This is a genomic window from Pectobacterium wasabiae CFBP 3304, from assembly GCF_001742185.1.
In the GTDB taxonomy this organism is placed as follows: domain Bacteria; phylum Pseudomonadota; class Gammaproteobacteria; order Enterobacterales; family Enterobacteriaceae; genus Pectobacterium; species Pectobacterium wasabiae.
Window position 1 is genome coordinate 1,461,286 of the sequence record NZ_CP015750.1, and the last position, 17,608, is coordinate 1,478,893.

Below are 17,608 nucleotides of genomic sequence, written 5' to 3' on the forward strand. Positions count from 1 at the left end.
CTCCAATTCAGGGTCAGGCTGTCAGGCCGGGAAGCAGGGAATAACGTGAAGTCGTATTGGGTTCCGCCGTCAGCGACGTAGGCTCTTCTGCCAGCGGGAAAAGAAACAGCGCCTCAGCGGGGATCTGCACGGCAACCCGCTGTCCAATGGCATAAGGATGAGTGGCATGAACCTGTATCTGCCACGATCCACTGGCAATCGTATGCATCCAGTATCCGCCGGGGTAACTTTGCGCCAGCACCGTGCCGTAGCGCATCAACATGCCAGGCTGGATGAGCGGGACGTCTGCCGAATCGTAAAGCTGGGCAGCTTCTGCCCGAAAACGTGCCTCTATCGGACCAGGCTGTAGCGACGTGTTCGCTGGCATCAGTGAGTGGCTTTCTGCATCACCGGGAATCATCAGCGTGTCGCCGTCATAGCGCGCTTCCAGCACGAGCCGATTTTCCGCGCCCATAAACGCCGCGACAAACGAGCTGGTCGGATGGTGATACACCTCTTGCGGGCTACCCACCTGCATGATGCGACCCTGATTCAAAATCACGATGCGATCGGCCATCACCATCGCTTCTTCCCTATCGTGCGTAACGTGGATCGCAGTCAACCCCAGCCGCTGTTGCAGCGCCCGGATTTCATCACGCAGTTGTAGACGAATACGGGTATCCAGATTGGAGAGCGGTTCATCCAGCAGCAGAATATCGGGCCGTACCGCCAGTGCGCGGCCTAAGGCGACGCGCTGGCGCTGTCCACCGGACAGTTCCGCGGGCTTACGGGCGCTCAGTCCCGTCAAGCCCAGCATCGTTTCCAGTTCCGTTACACGACTGGCAATTTCCGCACGCGGTACACGGCGCAAGCGCAGCCCGTATGCAATATGCTGCGCCACTGTCATATGTGGCCACAGCGCATAGCTCTGAAACACCAGCGCCATGCCGCGCTTCTCTGGCGGCGCTTGTGTCATATCCTGCCCGTTAACACGAATCGCCCCCGCGCGCGGTGACGAGAACCCCGCGACCGTGCGTAATAACGTCGTCTTGCCACAGCCCGACGAGCCAAGTAACGCAACGAATTCGCCCTGTGTAATCTCCAGATAGATATCGTTCAAGACGGCTGTCGTGCCGTATCCAACATGCAGATGATCAATAACAATGTGCGGTACTACCGCAGAGGAAGTGGTTTTTTGCACAGGTGTGCATTCCGCGATAATCAAACAATGCGCCGATTGTGCGGTGAGTTCGTGTCAGTGGCGTGTTGTCACCGTGACACTTCAATGACAGGACTACGGGGAATAACGGCGGAAAACGTTTGGCGGGTAGAAAAATGAGGGAACGAATCCCTTGATTGTTGACCGCCCCCAATGTACGGAGACGGCCAACGATGACGCAGCGCTTACAACAGGCTCTACAACAACTGCGCCAAACGACTGAGGTCAGATTGAAGCGCCCCCGCCGTGACATCGCGCCCCGCCCCCGGTCCACGGATAACCAGCGGATTATCGCGATACCAGCGGCTTTCAATCGCAAACACGTTGTCACCCGGCAATAGCGAAGCCAGAGGATGCTCGGGACGAACAGCTTCAACGCCAACGCGCGCTTTACCGTTGCTGTCGAAGCGGGCAACATGACGCAAAACCAAGCCCATTTCTTGTGCAGCTTCCAGACGTTGCAGCATCTGCTCGTTCAGAGAATCACCGTTCTCGAAGAAGTAATCGACAGACCCCTGTTCACAGCCTGGCGGCACCAGCGACTCAACCCGAACCTGGCTGGGCTCGATGTCATACCCCGCCTCACGCGCCAGGATCACCAGCTTGCGCATGACGTCCTGACCGGAGAGGTCAACGCGCGGATCCGGCTCCGTTAGCCCCTGCTGGCACGCTTGATCAACCAGTTCGGTGAACGGCACAGTGCCATCAAACTGCAAAAACAGCCAGGAGAGCGTGCCGGAGAAAATCCCGCTAATCGATAGAATACTGTCACCACTTTCCCGCAAATCGCGCACGGCAAAGTTGACCGGTAAACCTGCGCCGACGGTCGCGTTATACAACCAGTGGCGATCCGTCTTGGCGAAAGCATCACGGATCTGGCGATAGTTATTGCCACCGGATGCACCCGCCAGTTTGTTGGCGCTGATGACGTGGAAACCGTAGCTGGCAAAATCCAGATACAGATCGGCAACCGACTCGCTAGCGGTAACATCCAACACCACCAGATCATCAAAGGGGTGTGCACGCATCCACAGGAACAGATCTTCACCATCCCGCTCTTGCGCTTCATTTTCGAAGAAGGCCAGTGCACGACTGGCATCCAATCCATCATAGTTCAGCAGGCTGCGCGTACTGTCCACCACGCCAGCCAGTACAAACTCAAAGCCTGTGCGGGCAGACAGGTTGCTCTGCTCACGCGCAAACAGCTCCAGCCAGCGTGAACCAATATTTCCCTTACCGAACAGCACCAGACCGATGCGTTTTTCCGCGCGGAACAGCGAATGGTGCAAGCCGCGAATCACATGCTCCGTCGGACCAACGCGCAGAACGGCCACCAGACTGATGCCATCATCGGTCTGGCAGACAAATTCAATCGGCTGATCTTTCAACTGCTGATAGAAACGGTGGCTATGCAGCGGGTTTTTACCCACCCCTGCCCCTACCATCGCCACCATCGCTAGCCCATCACGCTCGCTGAGCTCAACGGGCAACGCGGCCTGCGCCAGCAACTGCAACGCGCTTTCCACCACTTCAGAGGTGTAGCATAGTTGCAGCAGGCTACGATCCTGATGAACGCCAATCGCCAGCGGTTTCAACTGCGCACGGTTCAGAAGCTGTTCGACTTCTTTTTGCAGCAGCACGAAATCGTGTTCGGAAGGAACCTGAACTTCAATCAGGCACACATCATCATGGCTGGTAACAATTTTTGCCCCCGTACCCGAGGCCAGCACGCGTTCGATACGCGTCGAACCCTGTTCAGGCTGATAGCTGCAACGCAGTTGCAGGTCGATATCGCTGCCGGAAACGGGCTGCAAAGTACGTGTATGCAGCACCGGAGCTGCCAGACGTGCCAGCTCGCTGGCTTCATCCAACCGCAGCAGTGGCAGCAGGCAGGCATCTTTCACTTTGCGCGGGTCAGCGCTATAAACGCCAGCAACGTCGCTCCAGATGGTCACCCGCTCAACCCCTGCCAGCGCACCAATTTGCGTCGCAGAGTAGTCACTCCCGTTGCGCCCCAGCAGTACCGTTTCACCCGCGTCATTACGACAGATAAAACCCGTTACGACTAAACGCTGCCCAGAATGTTGCGTCAGATACTGCTGCAACAGCGGCCAGGAACGGCCTTCATCCACCTGCGGCTGCGCGGCACGTTCCGCACAGAGAAAATCACGCGCATCCAGCCAGGCGGCATTCATATCTCGATGATTCAGCACGGCGGACATCAAACGCGCCGACCAGATTTCACCATGTCCAACGACTTCGGCGTAGACAGCATCCGTAATCTTGCCATCCAGCAGCGCAGCCAAACGCTCCAGATCGCGAATAAACTGGGCTGTCAGCGCCTCTGCATCTTGCGCGGGCAGAAGCCCGGCAATCAATTCGCTGTGATAACGGCGTAATGCCTGCTGAACCTGATGCGCCGACAGGCGATCGCTCTGACTGAGTTTCAACCAGCTAATTAGTTGGTTTGTGGTACTGCCTGCGGCAGACACCACCATCAAATCTCCGGGGTGGCTATATTCCGCCATAATACCGGCTACACGCAGGTAACACTTCACATCGGCCAGGCTGCTACCGCCAAACTTATGCAGTTGTCGGCCTGTTACCGATGGCGCTACTCCTAATGCACTCATTACTTACCTCTTGGCTGCGGCTTGAAACGCACGATCCAGATCGGCAACCAGATCATCGCCGTCTTCAATACCGGTGGAAATACGCAGTAATGTTTCAGAGATACCCGCTGCGGCACGCGCTTCTGGCGCCATACCCGCATGCGTCATCGTTGCGGCATGAGAGATGAGGCTCTCGACTCCACCCAGCGATTCCGCCAGCGTAAACAGCTCCAACGACGCCAGAAAACGCCGCAGAGTGTCTTCATCCCCATCCAGCTCAAAACTTAGCATAGCGCCAAAGCCAGATTGTTGACGGCGGGCAATATCATGGCCGGGATTGTTTGGCAGTGAAGGATGATATAGCGCTTTCACCAGCGGCTGTGTCTGTAAGAATTCAACCACTTGTTGCGCGTTACGCTGCGCGGCCGCCATACGCGGCGATAAGGTACGCAGACCACGGAGCAGCAGATAGCTATCAAACGCCGCCCCCGTCACACCGATATTGTTCGCCCACCAGGCCAGTTCAGTAATGGTGTCGACATCTTTAGCAATCACAGCACCCGCGACCACATCAGAGTGACCATTCAGGTACTTGGTACATGAATGCACCACCAGATCGGCGCCCAGTTCCAGCGGCTTCTGCAACGCCGGGCTCAGGAAGGTGTTATCCACCACGCTGACCGCACCCGCTTCCCGCGCGGCCTGACAAATCGCGGCAATATCCACGACGCGCAGCAGCGGATTGCTCGGGCTTTCCACCAGCACGAGCTTTGGCTTTTCTGCCAACGCCGCATTGAGCGCATGAGTATCACCTTGATCGACAAATTTCACGCGAAACGCGCCGCGCTTGCTCAGGCTGTCAAACAAACGATAGCTGCCACCGTAGCAGTCATGCGGAGCCACCAGCAGATCGCCGGGGCGCAGGAACACCGTGCAAACCAACATAATCGCCGACATCCCGCTGCTCGTCATTACCGCACCCGCACCACCTTCCAGTTCAGCAAGCGCACGCTGCACCACATCGCGCGTGGGGTTACCGCGACGCGAATAGTCGTGGGCGCGTGGCTGGTTGAATCCGGTAAAGTTATACGTGCTAGAAAGGTGGATGGGGGGGACAACGCAGCCATACTGCTCGTCATCATTTAACCCACTGCGGACTGCGATCGTTGCCTGTTTACGCGTCATCGGCTCTTTTCCTGGCTGGAGGCTGAAAAATAGGAACTTAAGAGTAAACGCAGTTTTAATGGACGTCAACACATCTAGACATCTAAACTTCTTTGCGTATAGATTGAGCATAAGCATAATAACCGTTAGAATTGTGGCATTTCATGACAGATGCTGTCTTCATTAGATTAATTTTTAAGGTATCCCATGGCTGAGTGGAACGGCGAGTATGTCAGCCCTTACGCTGAACACGGTAAAAAAAGCGAGCAAGTCAAGAAGATAACAGTATCTATCCCATTGAAAGTACTGAAGATACTGACCGACGAACGTACACGTCGCCAGGTGAATAACCTGCGCCATGCCACCAACAGCGAGCTGTTGTGCGAAGCATTTCTGCATGCGTTCACAGGCCAACCGTTACCGAATGATGAAGATCTGCGTAAAGAACGCAGCGATGAAATTCCTGAAGCGGCGAAAATCATCATGCGTGAAATGGGCATCGATCCGGATACGTGGGAATACTGATAACGCTTGCGCTGTCTATTTTCTAGCTAACCCCGCCTTTCCCGGCGGGGTTTTGCTATGTAGAGAATCCCCATTCGTCCTCTCCCGCCTCATTAACGCCCGCCGCCTTCTCTTCTTTCAACCGTTTCCTTTTCCGCTCATGTTGTGAATCGGGATTGCATTTAATTTGTTATGTTATAACATATCACTTTAACCTATAACGGTGATATGCCCGCACCATGACAGAGCCTCTCTCCAACAGCCCTATGCTGCTACAGCTTCACCATGTTTCCGTTGCCGACACTAATCGGGCTCCAAGGCTCCGTGATATTTCGCTGTCCATGCACGCAGGCGAGCGTTTGGCACTGGTTGGGCCCAACGGCAGCGGCAAATCCACACTGTTACGCGTGCTGACCAGCGAACTTAACGCAACAGCAGGGTATGTCCATTTGAACGGCCAACCGCTGAATGCCCTCAGCCGCCATGAGCGGGCAAAGCGCATCGCGATTCTGGCGCAGAATGACGCCCCAGACCTGCGCCTGCGGGTTGTGGAGTACGTCGCTCTAGGGCGAATCCCGCACCATGGGTTCAGCACGCCAGCGCACGATCGCCAACTCATCGAAGAAGCGCTGGACGATACCGGATTATTACCGCTGCGCCACCGCCTGCTGGGTACGCTCTCTGGCGGGGAACGTCAGCGCGCTGCGTTGGCGCGTGCGTTTGCACAAACGCCACAGCTCCTGCTGCTGGATGAACCGACCAACCATCTCGACCCGTTGGCGCGCGCACAGCTACTGTCTCTGGTGCGAAAACGCGGTATTTCAACGCTGGCAGTGCTGCACGATCTGCCACTGATTACGCCCTTTGCCGACCGCGTTGCCGTTTTGCAACAGGGCACGCTACTCCGCTGGGGAACGCCTACGCATGCGCTGAACCCTGCTTGTGTGAAATCGGTATTTGGGATGGAGAGCTTTACAGTGCCGCATCCGCTAAACGGTTCACCCATTCGCATCTTTGAAGCCCCTGAACTGCACTAAGGAACCCTGATGAAAATAACGCTTCTGTCTGGACTGCTGGCATTGACGTCGTGCTGGGTGCATGCCTCGGGTTTTCCGGTCACGGTCAACAACTGTGGGCAACCGCTAACCTTTACCCAGCCGCCGCAGCGTGCCGTGATCCATGACCTGAATATGGCAGAAATGGCGTTTGCTCTGGGCTTACAAAAAAATATCGTTGGGCTAACTGGGATCACGGGCTGGTATAAGGCACCCCCAGATTTTATCAAACAGCAGGGCACGATCCCTGAACTGGCAGCAAAATACCCAACGTTGGAAAACCTGCTGGCCGTACACCCAGATTTCTTCTTTGCTGGGTGGAACTACGGCATGAAAGTCGGCGGAGAAATCACACCGCAATCACTGAAAAAGTATGGCATTCAAACGCTGGTGCTCAGCGAAAGCTGTGTGTTCACCGAGCAGCAACAACAGCGTCCGCAAGCCAGCATGGAGCTGCTCTACGGCGACCTGCTGAAACTGGGGAAAATCTTCGGCAAGCAGGAACAGGCTCAGGAACAGATAGACGGCTGGAAACAACACCTTGCCACCCTGCAAACCCGCATCGGCAATCGGCCAAAGCAGACGGTTTTTCTGTATGACTCGGGCGAAGATAAACCTTTTACCAGCGGGAAATTCGCCATGCCAACGGCCATCATTGAGGCTGCGGGCGGCAAGAACGTCATGGACGATATGGAAACGAGCTGGGCCTCCACATCGTGGGAAAGCGTGGCGGCACGCGAGCCGGATTTTATCATTTTGCTGGATTATCAAACGGGCAATGGCGCAGAGACGTTAAGGAAATTTTTGGAATCACACCCATTGATGAAATTTACCCCTGCTGTACAACAACATCGTTATCTGAAGCTGCAATATGCAGAGCTGACACCGGGGCCAGCCAACATTACGGCCATTGATAAACTGGCTCACGCCCTTTACCCGGACACCTTTAAGTGAGCCCAACGTCTTCACGTTATGCAGTGACCTTAATCATAGCGATGCTGATACTGGTTGGGCTGATGCTGGTGAATATTGCCACAGGCAGTACGACGATTCCGCTGACGCAGGTCGCCAGCGTATTGGGGTTATCGTCAGCAGACGTCTCGCCGATGACCTCACGCATCATTCTGGAGCTGCGCATTCCCCGCAGCCTGTTGGCAGCGTTGTGCGGTGCAGGTTTAGCGATGGTCGGCGCCTTTCTGCAAACAGCGACTCGTAACGATCTGGCCGATCCTTTTCTGTTCGGCCTGTCTGCCGGAGCCTCGGCGGGGGCGGTAGCGGTCATCACCCGTTTTGGTGAGCAACTCGGTGACTGGGCGCTGCCGATGGCGGCCTTCTGTGGCGGACTCTTATCGGCCGTCGCCGTGACCGTACTGTTTCTTCTGCAACAGGCGCGTGGCGCTGAACGCTTGATCATCTGCGGATTGGCCATCTCTTTTCTCTTCGGCGCACTGACGAACTATCTGGTGTTTTCCGGCGATCAACGCGCTGCCAGCTCGATTCTTTTTTGGTCACTGGGCGGACTGGGCCTTGCCCGTTGGGATACCTTACCTTTCGCGGTGTTCAGCGTCCTGCTGCTATTTGGCCTCACCGCCCTGCGCTGGCGAGCGCTCGATGCGCTGTTAGCTGGCGGGCAAACTGCAGCTTCAATGGGGGTAAATCTGTCTCGCGTTCGAGTGGAAATCTTCATCTGTTGCGCGTTCGCCACCTCGCTGTTGGTCGCGCTGACCGGCGTGATCGGGTTTATTGGACTGATGATTCCCCATCTGGCTCGCCCATTGAGTGGCGTGTTGCACAAGAGGCTTCTGCCGCTGACCGCGGTACTCGGTGCGATACTGCTGTGCGGTGGCGATTGGCTCAGCCGCCAGCTACTCGCGCCGCAGGAATTACCTATCGGGATTATTACGGCAGGATTAGGCGGCATCTTCGTTCTGGGGCTACTGGTGAAACGTTAGCAGGAGTGAAAGACATAGGTTTAACATAACGCCAATAACCCTAAAATGTTGCCTATTGGGGTTATTGGGGTTATTGTCATTTTATAAAAGGGAGGCAGGTGCAGGGATGGATAGCAGGACGCTAATCGCAGAAATCAAGGCCGATGGGTGGGAACTGATAAGAGTTAACGGAAGCCACCACCATTTCACTCATCCCAGCAAACCGGGATTAGTCACCATTCCCCACCCTAAGAAGGATTTGCCGATAGGTACGGTAAAAAGCATCAGGAAACAGGCAGGAATATGATCATCGCTGACTCGAAGAGGCTTAATTATGTTTTATCCGATTGCAATTGAAGCAGGCGACGATACTCACGCATACGGCGTAACAGTGCCAGATCTGCCAGGCTGTTTTTCTGCGGGCGAGACGCTAGACGATGCCATCGCGAATGCTAAAGAAGCGATTACCGGGCATATCGAACTACTGGTCGAGATGGGTCAGGATATTCCCACCGTGTCAACAGTAGGGCAGTTGGCAAAAGGCGCAGAATACACTGGGTACACCTGGGCGGTTGTTGATATCGATGTGACTCGCTTAATGGGCGGTTCAGAAAAAATTAACGTCACATTACCTAAGTCACTGATTGACCGAATTGATCGTTGCGTAGCCAGTAACCCAGAATTTAAAAGTCGTTCGGGTTTTCTCGCGCAGGCTGCATTAGAGCGTATATACCCCAAATAATTCGAGTTGCAGGACAAAACGTTAACGTTTTGAACAACGTGAAGCGTTGGCACTTTAGAGCGATGCTCAGTGATGAGCAGCGTAACGCGGCAAGGGAAGGAATCCCGATGAGCGGCACTAATACTCCAGAAACAACAAAGGCACCTGTCGGTGCCTTTGTCGAAAGTTACTGTGCCAATTGGCCAGTAAAACTTATTTTTTAGCGCCTGGTACGGAGAAACGCTTGTTGAAGCGGTCAACACGGCCACCGCTTGCAACATCACGTTGCTTACCGGTGTAGAACGGGTGGCATTCGCCACAGACATCCAGGTTCAGGTCACGACCCACAGTAGACTGGGTTTTGATCACGTTACCGCAAGAGCAAGTTACAGTAACTTCAGAATAATTCGGGTGAATACCTTTTTTCATGGGAAACCTCTGTTAAGGCCGTGTCGCTATCCAGCCCTGTTCCGCCAGACACCACACGAAAGTTGAGTAAGTAAGTTCATTATGCGAACGAAATCATCATTTGCGCGAGCAACACGATCATTTCTTCTAACGACACAATGGCGGCGGATCATACAGAATCCGCTACCCCGATGCAATCGTATCCACACATTATCCCTCGCAGCATGTACACTAGCGCCTTGCATTCTTTTCTACCCGCGTCGCACAGGATATAGACCACTCGGTTATGTCATTGATCGCCACGCAAATCACCTCGACTACCACGGAGAAGTTATGTCTGTCGCTCAGGTCGCTTTGCCCGTGCCGCTGGCACGTACATTCGATTATTTGCTACCCGCAGGAGGAATGACTCCACAGGTCGGCACACGCGTCAGCGTCTCTTTTGGCAACCGTAAAGCCATCGGTATCATTACCGCACTGAGCGACACCAGCGCACTTCCACTTGAGCAATTAAAACCCGTGCATGACCTGCTGGACGAACAGCCGCTGTTTCCCCCCAGCCTGTGGCGTATTTTGCTGTGGGCCGTCGAGTACTATCACTACCCGATTGGCGAAGTGCTATTCCATGCGTTGCCGATCTTGCTGCGTCAGGGGAAACCCGCACACCGCGCACCGCTCTGGCAATGGTTTGCCACTGAACAAGGCCGGGCGACACCGCTCAGCACGCTCAAACGCGCCGCTAAGCAGCAGCAGGCGCTGGCGGCGTTACTTCAGTCGCCAGTTTATCGCCATCAGGTGAGCGAAATCGGGCTGACAGAGACGGCATTACAGGCGCTGCGTAGCAAAGGGTTGTGCGAGTTAAAAGCCGCAGAACAAACACCTCATGACTGGCGTCAAAGCTTTAGTATGGCCACCGAGCGCCTGCGCCTGAATACGGAACAGGCCACCGCCGTCGGCGCTATCCGCAGCGAAGATAACCACTTTGCCGCCTGGCTACTCGCGGGTATCACGGGTTCAGGTAAAACCGAAGTCTATCTCAGCGTGTTGGAAAACGTGCTGGCACAGGGTAAACAGGCGCTGGTATTAGTGCCGGAAATTGGCCTGACGCCGCAGACCATCGCCCGCTTCCGCGAACGTTTTAACGCCCCAGTAGACGTGCTGCACTCGGCACTCAACGACAGTGAACGCCTTGCTGTTTGGCTGCGCGCCCGCAGCGGCGAAGCGGCGATCGTCATCGGGACGCGCTCGGCACTATTTACCCCCTTTGCACGTTTGGGGCTGATTGTGATCGATGAAGAACACGACAGTTCCTATAAACAGCAAGAAGGCTGGCGCTATCACGCCCGTGATTTGGCCGTCTTCCGCGCCAGAGAGGAAGACATTCCGATCGTAATGGGAACGGCGACGCCCGCGCTGGAAACGCTCTATAACGTCCAAAACGGCAAGTATCGCCGATTAAACCTGACCAAAAGAGCGGGCAACGCCGCACTGGCCAAACAGCATGTTATCGATCTGAAAAGCCTGCCGCTGACGGCAGGATTATCCCAGCCGCTGATTACCCGTATCCGCCACCATCTAACGAACGATAATCAGGTTATTTTGTTTCTCAATCGGCGCGGGTTCGCTCCCGTGGTGATGTGCCATGAGTGCGGCTGGATTGCCGAATGTCAGCGCTGCGATCACTATTATACCTACCACCAGAACCAGAAGATGTTGCGCTGCCACCACTGCGATAGCCAGCGTCCGGTACCACAACAGTGCCCCGGCTGCGGCTCGACCAATATGGTGCCCGTCGGCCTGGGCACCGAGCAGTTGGAGCAAAGCCTTGCCCCGATCTTTCCAGATGTCCCGATCACCCGCATCGACCGTGATACCACCAGCCGTAAAGGCGCGCTTGAGCAGCAGCTCTCGCAGGTCAGGCAGGGAGGTGCACGTCTTCTTATCGGTACACAAATGTTGGCAAAAGGTCACCATTTCCCTGACGTAACGCTGGTGGCCTTGCTGGATGTTGACGGTTCGTTGTTCTCCGCCGACTTCCGCGCAGCCGAACGTTTTGCCCAGCTCTACACTCAGGTAGCGGGTCGTGCGGGGCGTGCAGGCAAAGCTGGCGAGGTGGCGCTGCAAACTCACCATCCGGATCATCCACTATTGCAAACGCTGCTGCATCAGGGCTATGACGCCTTTGCCAGCCAGGCACTTACCGAACGAAAAAGTGTTTTTCTGCCACCGTTTACCAGCCATATCCTCTTCCGTGCTGACGATCACGATAATCAGCAGGCCGCCTTATTCCTCCAGCAATTGCGCAATTTACTGGAAGCCAGTCCCCTACGAGATGAATCACTCTGGCTGCTGGGTCCGGTGCCCGCTTTACAGCCAAAACGTGCAGGGCGCTTCCGCTGGCAACTCCTGCTACAGCACCCCTCCAGAGCGTTGCTACAGAAACTGGTCAGAACATCGTTGACGCTAATCGGTACACTACCGCAGGCACGTAAGGTGAAATGGGTGCTGGATGTTGACCCCACGGACGGTTAGCGTTTCCTATTAAACAATGTCGGGTTTCTCGCCACGCATTTTTGCGAGCGGCATCGAGAACACGATATTCATCACACTTTCTGTGCAAATTAAGCAACAAAACCTGCGTTCAATCTGTTATCACTGTCTGCGCAGGCAGTATGCTGAGGCGCGGCACCATTCTCTTAGCATGCGTGCTTAATAGCGTTACCCGTAATCATAGAGCGTCAGCAGACAGGAACGTTCTGCTGGCAGTCAGCGCCAGTTAACGCTGACGCAAGGAGAAAAGCGTTGAAGCAGAAGAAAGTCGTTACCACGGCGACGATGAAAGACGTGGCGGATGAGGCTGGCGTTTCCACCGCCACCGTATCCCGAACGTTGATGAACCCAGAGAAAGTCTCTGCGACCACCCGTAGGAAGGTCGAGCAGGCTGTCATCGCCGTTGGCTATTCGCCTCACGCACTCAACCGAAACCTCAAACGTAACGAATCACGCACGATCCTGACGATCGTGCCAGACATCTGCGATCCCTATTTCTCGGAAATATTTCGTGGGATCGAGGAAACCGCTGCCGAACACGGTTATCTGGTGTTGATTGGCGACTGCGCTCACCAGCATCAAAAGGAAAAAACCTTCGTCGATCTGATTATCACCAAACAGATCGACGGCATGGTGTTGCTCGGCTCCAATCTGCCATTTGACGCAGGCCAGGAAGAGCAGCGTAATCTGCCACCGATGGTGATGGCGAATGAGTTCTCACCGGATCTGGCATTGCCAACCGTGCATATCGATAACCTGACCGCCGCCTTTGAAGCCGTACATTATCTGCATCAGGCAGGCCACCAGCGCATCGCCTGCATTGCCGGCCCGGAGCACATGCATCTGAGCCAATATCGCTTGCAGGGATACATTCAGGCCCTGCGTCGCAATGGCATTCTTATCGATAACCAATACATCTTTCAGGGTGATTTCACCTACGAAACGGGGATCAACGGCTTGATTGCGCTGATGCAGCATCCGCAACCGCCCAGCGCCATCTTCTGTCATAGCGATCTTATGGCGCTGGGCGTGCTGGCGCAGGCCAGAAAAATGGGGCTGGACATCCCGCGCGATCTCTCCGTTATTGGTTTCGACGATATCGAGCAGGCGCAGTACTGCTGGCCTCCTCTCACTTCTGTCGCCCAACCGCGCTATCAGATCGGACGCGAGGCAATGCTGCTACTCTTAGAGCAGTTGCAAGGTAATACGGTACAAAGCGGCTCCCGTCTGTTGTCCAGCGAACTGGTCATACGCGACAGTGTCGCCACACCGAATTACGCCCGTAACAGGCTTTAAGACTTCAGGTGCTGGTCAAATATTTGAGTGTTCAGTAACATGACCCCCTAATTATGTTATCCCCTAAATAATTCGAGTTTCAGGAAGGCGGCAAGGGAAGGAATCCCGATGAGCTTACTCAGGTAAGTGATTCGGGTGAGTGAACGCAGCCAACGCACATGCAACTTGAAGTATGACGGGTACATTTACCTATCAATTCACAGCGAAACGACAGTGGCACAAAGAGACTACGTGAGCCGGGGACGTTCATCAGGAACGCGTCGGAAAACGACAAATAGCCGAAAAAAAGGCAACGCTTCAGGTGCATCCAAAATCATGGTTGCGCTCGCGGTTGCCGTTTTGGTCACCTTCGCGGGCGGTCTGTACTTTATCGCCCATAATAAACCAGACGAGTCCCCCGTCCTGCCGCATCAGAACGCGGGCAAAGGTAACGGGTTGCCACCCAAACCGGAAGAACGTTGGCGCTATATTAAAGAGCTGGAAAATCGTCAGTTGGGCGTCACGACGCCAACGGAGCCTTCTGCGGGCGGCGAGATTCAGTCACCCGTGCAGTTGACGAATGAACAGCGCCAACTGTTAGAACAAATGCAGTCTGATATGCGTCGTCAGCCCACACAGCTTTCCGAAGTGCCGTATAACGACCAAACGCAAGTTCCGCGCTCGCAGGTGACGATTAAGCCACCAACGCAATCGATGCAGCAGCCACCTGTTGTGACGACACAACCCGCAACGCGTGCGCCAGCGGTCACCCAAACAGCGCCTGTCGTTCCAAGGCAAGAAGCGCCAAGGCAAGAAACAGCAAGACAGGAAGCGCCGAAACAGCAGCCGGTCAAACAGCCTGAAGCGCCAAAAGTCGAAAAAACCCAACGCTGGGCGATTCAGTGCGGCTCCTTCAAAACGATGGACCCTGCCGAATCCGTGAGAGCACAGTTGGCGTTTGCCGGTATCGAAAGCCGCATCACGTCTAACGGCGGCTGGAACCGTATTGTGCTAGGGCCTTATAACAACCGGGCTGCCGCAGACAGCATGCTCCAACGTCTTAAAGGCGCGGGCGCATCAAACTGTATTCCTCTTGCCAGTGGGGGTTGAAAACCCCCACGCCTTCCCCCATCTATAACATCAATCTGCCCCGTATGAGTTCGGGGCCTTTTTCTTAAAACGGGGACTGACTCGTGACAACAATTGTAAGCGTACGCCGCAATGGCCAGGTGGTCATTGGCGGTGATGGACAGGCGACTCTGGGCAACACCGTGATGAAAGGCAACGTGCGTAAGGTGCGCCGTCTCTATCATGACCGCGTCATCGCTGGTTTCGCAGGCGGCACAGCGGATGCCTTCACCCTTTTTGAGCTTTTTGAGCGCAAGCTGGAATTACATCAGGGCCATCTGGTGAAAGCCGCTGTCGAGTTGGCGAAAGACTGGCGTACTGACCGTATGCTACGCAAGCTGGAAGCCCTGCTGGCCGTCGCAGACGAAAATGCCTCACTGATCATTACCGGTAATGGTGATGTCGTACAGCCTGAAAACGATCTGATCGCCATTGGCTCCGGCGGTCCTTACGCGCAAGCCGCCGCGCGCGCTTTACTGGAAAATACCGAACTGGGTGCCCGCGATATCGTCGAGAAATCTCTGGGGATTGCTGGCGACATCTGTATCTATACCAACCAGTTCCACACGATAGAAGAATTAGCCTCCAAGGCGTAAGGATCAACTATGTCTGAAATGACCCCGCGCGAGATAGTCAGCGAACTCGACAGCTATATCATCGGCCAGAATAAAGCCAAGCGTGCCGTTTCCATCGCACTGCGTAACCGCTGGCGTCGTATGCAGTTGGACGAAGCACTCCGCCATGAAGTGACGCCGAAAAATATTCTGATGATTGGCCCGACCGGCGTAGGTAAAACCGAAATCGCTCGCCGTCTGGCGAAGCTTGCCAATGCGCCGTTCATCAAAGTGGAAGCAACCAAATTCACCGAAGTTGGCTATGTGGGTAAGGAAGTCGATTCCATCATCCGCGATCTGACGGATTCTGCGATAAAAATGGTGCGCCACCAGTCCATCGAAAAAAATCGCTTCCGTGCGGAAGAACTGGCAGAAGACCGCATTTTAGACGTGCTGATCCCTCCGGCGAAAAACAACTGGGGACAGGCAGAAGGCACGCAGGAGCCCTCAGCAACGCGTCAGGCATTCCGCAAGAAACTGCGTGAAGGCCAGTTGGACGACAAAGAGATCGAGATCGATCTGGCTGCCGCCCCGGTTGGCGTAGAGATCATGGCACCGCCGGGCATGGAAGAGATGACCAACCAGCTACAGTCCATGTTCCAGAATCTGGCAGGCCAGAAGCAGAAAGCCCGCAAGGTAAAAATCAAAGACGCTTTCAAGCTGCTGATAGAAGAAGAAGCCGCCAAGCTGGTGAACCCGGAAGAGTTGAAGCAACAGGCGATTGAAGCCGTTGAGCAGCACGGTATTGTGTTCATCGACGAGATCGACAAAATCTGTAAGCGTGGCGAAAGCTCCGGCCCGGATGTTTCCCGTGAAGGTGTTCAGCGCGACCTGCTGCCGCTGGTTGAAGGTTGCACCGTATCGACCAAGCACGGCATGGTCAAAACCGACCATATCCTGTTTATCGCGTCTGGTGCGTTCCAGGTTGCCAGCCCGTCCGATCTGATTCCAGAGTTGCAGGGTCGCCTGCCGATTCGTGTGGAATTGCAGGCGCTGACGACGGAAGACTTCGAGCGTATTCTGACAGAGCCGAGCGCCTCGTTGACCGAACAGTACAAAGCGCTGATGGCGACGGAAGGCGTGGATATTTCATTCACCGCCGATGGTATCCGTCGCATTGCCGAAGCGGCCTGGCAGGTAAACGAAAGCACCGAGAATATCGGCGCGCGCCGTCTGCATACCGTGATGGAGCGTCTGATCGAAGATGTTTCTTACGACGCCAGCGAAATGAACGGTCAAAGCGTTACCATTGACGCAGATTATGTACGTAATCATCTCGATGAATTAGTAGCAGATGAAGATCTGAGTCGATTTATCTTATAATCCATTTTCGCGGATCGCACGATTAACGATAAAGTGGGAGGCGTTGGCCTCCCACTTTTGTTTCTGACGCCGCCATCACTGACTTTTTTTGTTTATAAACGGATGATTCACGCAATTGGATCGTCAATAAAAATTGAAGCACACCATGACCTTATTGACCCATAGCAGCAAAACCAAAGCCTGGCTGGATAGTCTTCGTCCAAAAACGTTGCCATTAGCTTTTGCATCCATCGTCACCGGCTCAGCAATTGCGAGCTGGCACAGCAACTTTAAACCGGGCGTAGCATTACTGGCATTATTGACCGCCGGGCTACTGCAAATCCTTTCCAACCTGGCAAACGACTATGGGGATGCGATAAAAGGCAGCGATACAGAGGAACGCATCGGGCCGCTACGCGGTATCCAGACCGGTGCTATTACGCTGTCGCAGTTGCGCAATGCGCTCATCGTGACCGTGGCCCTCACGATCATTTCCGGCGTGAGCCTGGTGATTCTGGCGTGTGAAAAACCAGCGGATATCTTTGGCTTCCTGATTCTGGGGCTGTTAGCGATTTTCGCCGCGATCACCTATACCGTCGGCAACAAACCCTATGGCTATATCGGGCTTGGTGATATCTCGGTGCTGATCTTTTTCGGCTGGCTCAGCGTAGCAGGGTCGTATTATCTGCAAACTGGCCATTTCGATAGCGTCGTGATGCTGCCTGCAACGGCCTGCGGCCTGCTGGCGACAGCAGTACTGAATATCAACAACCTGCGCGATATCGACAACGATCGCATTAGCGGAAAAAATACGCTGGCGGTGCGTCTCGGGGCGGAAAAAGCACGCTTCTACCACACGATGCTGCTGCTACTGGCACCGGTTTGTCTTGGACTGTTCGCGGCATTTTATCTGCACAGTCTGGCCGGCTGGCTGTTTATTCTGGCGCTCCCACTGCTGATTAAGCAGGCGCGCTATGTACTGCGTGAAACCAGCGCATTCAGTATGCGTCCGATGCTGGAAAAAACGGTAAAAGGTGCGCTGCTGACCAACATTCTGTTCGCCGTAGGTGTGATACTGAGCTAAGCGTAGGCGAAAACGATGCGCATTTACTGATGCGCATCAAGTTAACATTTGATGATTTTGCC

At 54.7% G+C, this 17,608-nt stretch carries 16 protein-coding genes; 12 read left to right on the top strand and 4 right to left on the bottom strand.

What is annotated here, in order from left to right:
- Nucleotides 1-13 precede the first annotated feature (13 nt).
- From A7983_RS06575 to metB, 3 genes are all read right to left on the bottom strand, one after another.
- Nucleotides 14-1,180: an ABC transporter ATP-binding protein gene (locus tag A7983_RS06575; RefSeq protein ID WP_005973361.1), complete on the bottom strand. Its 1,167-nt coding sequence runs from the start codon at nt 1,178-1,180 to the stop codon at nt 14-16.
- 215 nt (nt 1,181-1,395) lie between these two features.
- Complete coding sequence (locus tag A7983_RS06580; RefSeq protein WP_005973359.1) at nt 1,396-3,831, bottom strand: bifunctional aspartate kinase/homoserine dehydrogenase II; 2,436 nt, start codon at nt 3,829-3,831, stop codon at nt 1,396-1,398.
- 3 nt (nt 3,832-3,834) lie between these two features.
- A complete protein-coding gene (metB, locus tag A7983_RS06585; RefSeq protein ID WP_005973357.1) occupies nt 3,835-4,995 on the bottom strand; it encodes a cystathionine gamma-synthase in 1,161 nt (386 codons plus the stop codon).
- 186 nt (nt 4,996-5,181) lie between these two features.
- Between metB and metJ the strand changes: the two genes are divergently transcribed.
- The 6 genes from metJ (at nt 5,182) to A7983_RS06615 (ending at nt 9,206) form a co-directional block, all read left to right on the top strand.
- Complete coding sequence (metJ, locus tag A7983_RS06590) at nt 5,182-5,499, top strand: met regulon transcriptional regulator MetJ (RefSeq protein ID WP_005973355.1); 318 nt, start codon at nt 5,182-5,184, stop codon at nt 5,497-5,499.
- Between the two features lie 218 nt (nt 5,500-5,717).
- Complete coding sequence (locus A7983_RS06595; RefSeq protein WP_005973352.1) at nt 5,718-6,515, top strand: ABC transporter ATP-binding protein; 798 nt, start codon at nt 5,718-5,720, stop codon at nt 6,513-6,515.
- Nucleotides 6,516-6,524: 9 nt separating this feature from the next.
- A complete protein-coding gene (locus A7983_RS06600; RefSeq protein WP_005973350.1) occupies nt 6,525-7,487 on the top strand; it encodes an ABC transporter substrate-binding protein in 963 nt (320 codons plus the stop codon).
- The gene (locus A7983_RS06605; RefSeq protein WP_005973348.1) at nt 7,484-8,485 is read left to right on the top strand and encodes a FecCD family ABC transporter permease; all 1,002 of its coding nucleotides are present in this window, start codon (nt 7,484-7,486) and stop codon (nt 8,483-8,485) included. The genes A7983_RS06600 and A7983_RS06605 overlap by 4 nt, the downstream gene beginning before the upstream one ends.
- Before the next feature lie 106 nt (nt 8,486-8,591).
- A complete protein-coding gene (locus A7983_RS06610) occupies nt 8,592-8,771 on the top strand; it encodes a type II toxin-antitoxin system HicA family toxin (RefSeq protein ID WP_005973346.1) in 180 nt (59 codons plus the stop codon).
- Nucleotides 8,772-8,798: 27 nt separating this feature from the next.
- Nucleotides 8,799-9,206, top strand: coding sequence for a type II toxin-antitoxin system HicB family antitoxin (locus tag A7983_RS06615; RefSeq protein ID WP_005973344.1), 408 nt, complete (start codon nt 8,799-8,801; stop codon nt 9,204-9,206).
- A gap of 192 nt (nt 9,207-9,398) precedes the next feature.
- Here A7983_RS06615 and rpmE read toward each other — a convergent pair whose 3' ends face one another.
- On the bottom strand, nt 9,399-9,614 hold the full coding sequence (rpmE, locus tag A7983_RS06620; protein WP_005973342.1) for a 50S ribosomal protein L31: 216 nt from the start codon (nt 9,612-9,614) through the stop codon (nt 9,399-9,401).
- 312 nt (nt 9,615-9,926) lie between these two features.
- Here rpmE and priA point away from each other — a divergent pair, with 312 nt between their 5' ends.
- From priA to A7983_RS06650, 6 genes are all read left to right on the top strand, one after another.
- Nucleotides 9,927-12,125, top strand: a complete 2,199-nt coding sequence (priA, locus tag A7983_RS06625; RefSeq protein ID WP_005973340.1) for a primosomal protein N' — start codon at nt 9,927-9,929, stop codon at nt 12,123-12,125.
- Nucleotides 12,126-12,395: 270 nt separating this feature from the next.
- Complete coding sequence (cytR, locus tag A7983_RS06630) at nt 12,396-13,439, top strand: DNA-binding transcriptional regulator CytR (RefSeq protein WP_005973338.1); 1,044 nt, start codon at nt 12,396-12,398, stop codon at nt 13,437-13,439.
- A gap of 213 nt (nt 13,440-13,652) precedes the next feature.
- On the top strand, nt 13,653-14,528 hold the full coding sequence (ftsN, locus tag A7983_RS06635; RefSeq protein ID WP_071531144.1) for a cell division protein FtsN: 876 nt from the start codon (nt 13,653-13,655) through the stop codon (nt 14,526-14,528).
- Nucleotides 14,529-14,611: 83 nt separating this feature from the next.
- Complete coding sequence (hslV, locus tag A7983_RS06640; RefSeq protein ID WP_005973334.1) at nt 14,612-15,142, top strand: ATP-dependent protease subunit HslV; 531 nt, start codon at nt 14,612-14,614, stop codon at nt 15,140-15,142.
- Nucleotides 15,143-15,151: 9 nt separating this feature from the next.
- Nucleotides 15,152-16,483 (top strand): HslU--HslV peptidase ATPase subunit, encoded by a 1,332-nt coding sequence (gene hslU, locus A7983_RS06645; protein ID WP_005973332.1) that lies wholly within the window; start codon nt 15,152-15,154, stop codon nt 16,481-16,483.
- A 145-nt stretch (nt 16,484-16,628) separates the two neighbouring features.
- Nucleotides 16,629-17,546: a 1,4-dihydroxy-2-naphthoate polyprenyltransferase gene (locus A7983_RS06650; RefSeq protein ID WP_005973330.1), complete on the top strand. Its 918-nt coding sequence runs from the start codon at nt 16,629-16,631 to the stop codon at nt 17,544-17,546.
- The last annotated feature ends 62 nt before the right edge of the window (nt 17,547-17,608 follow it).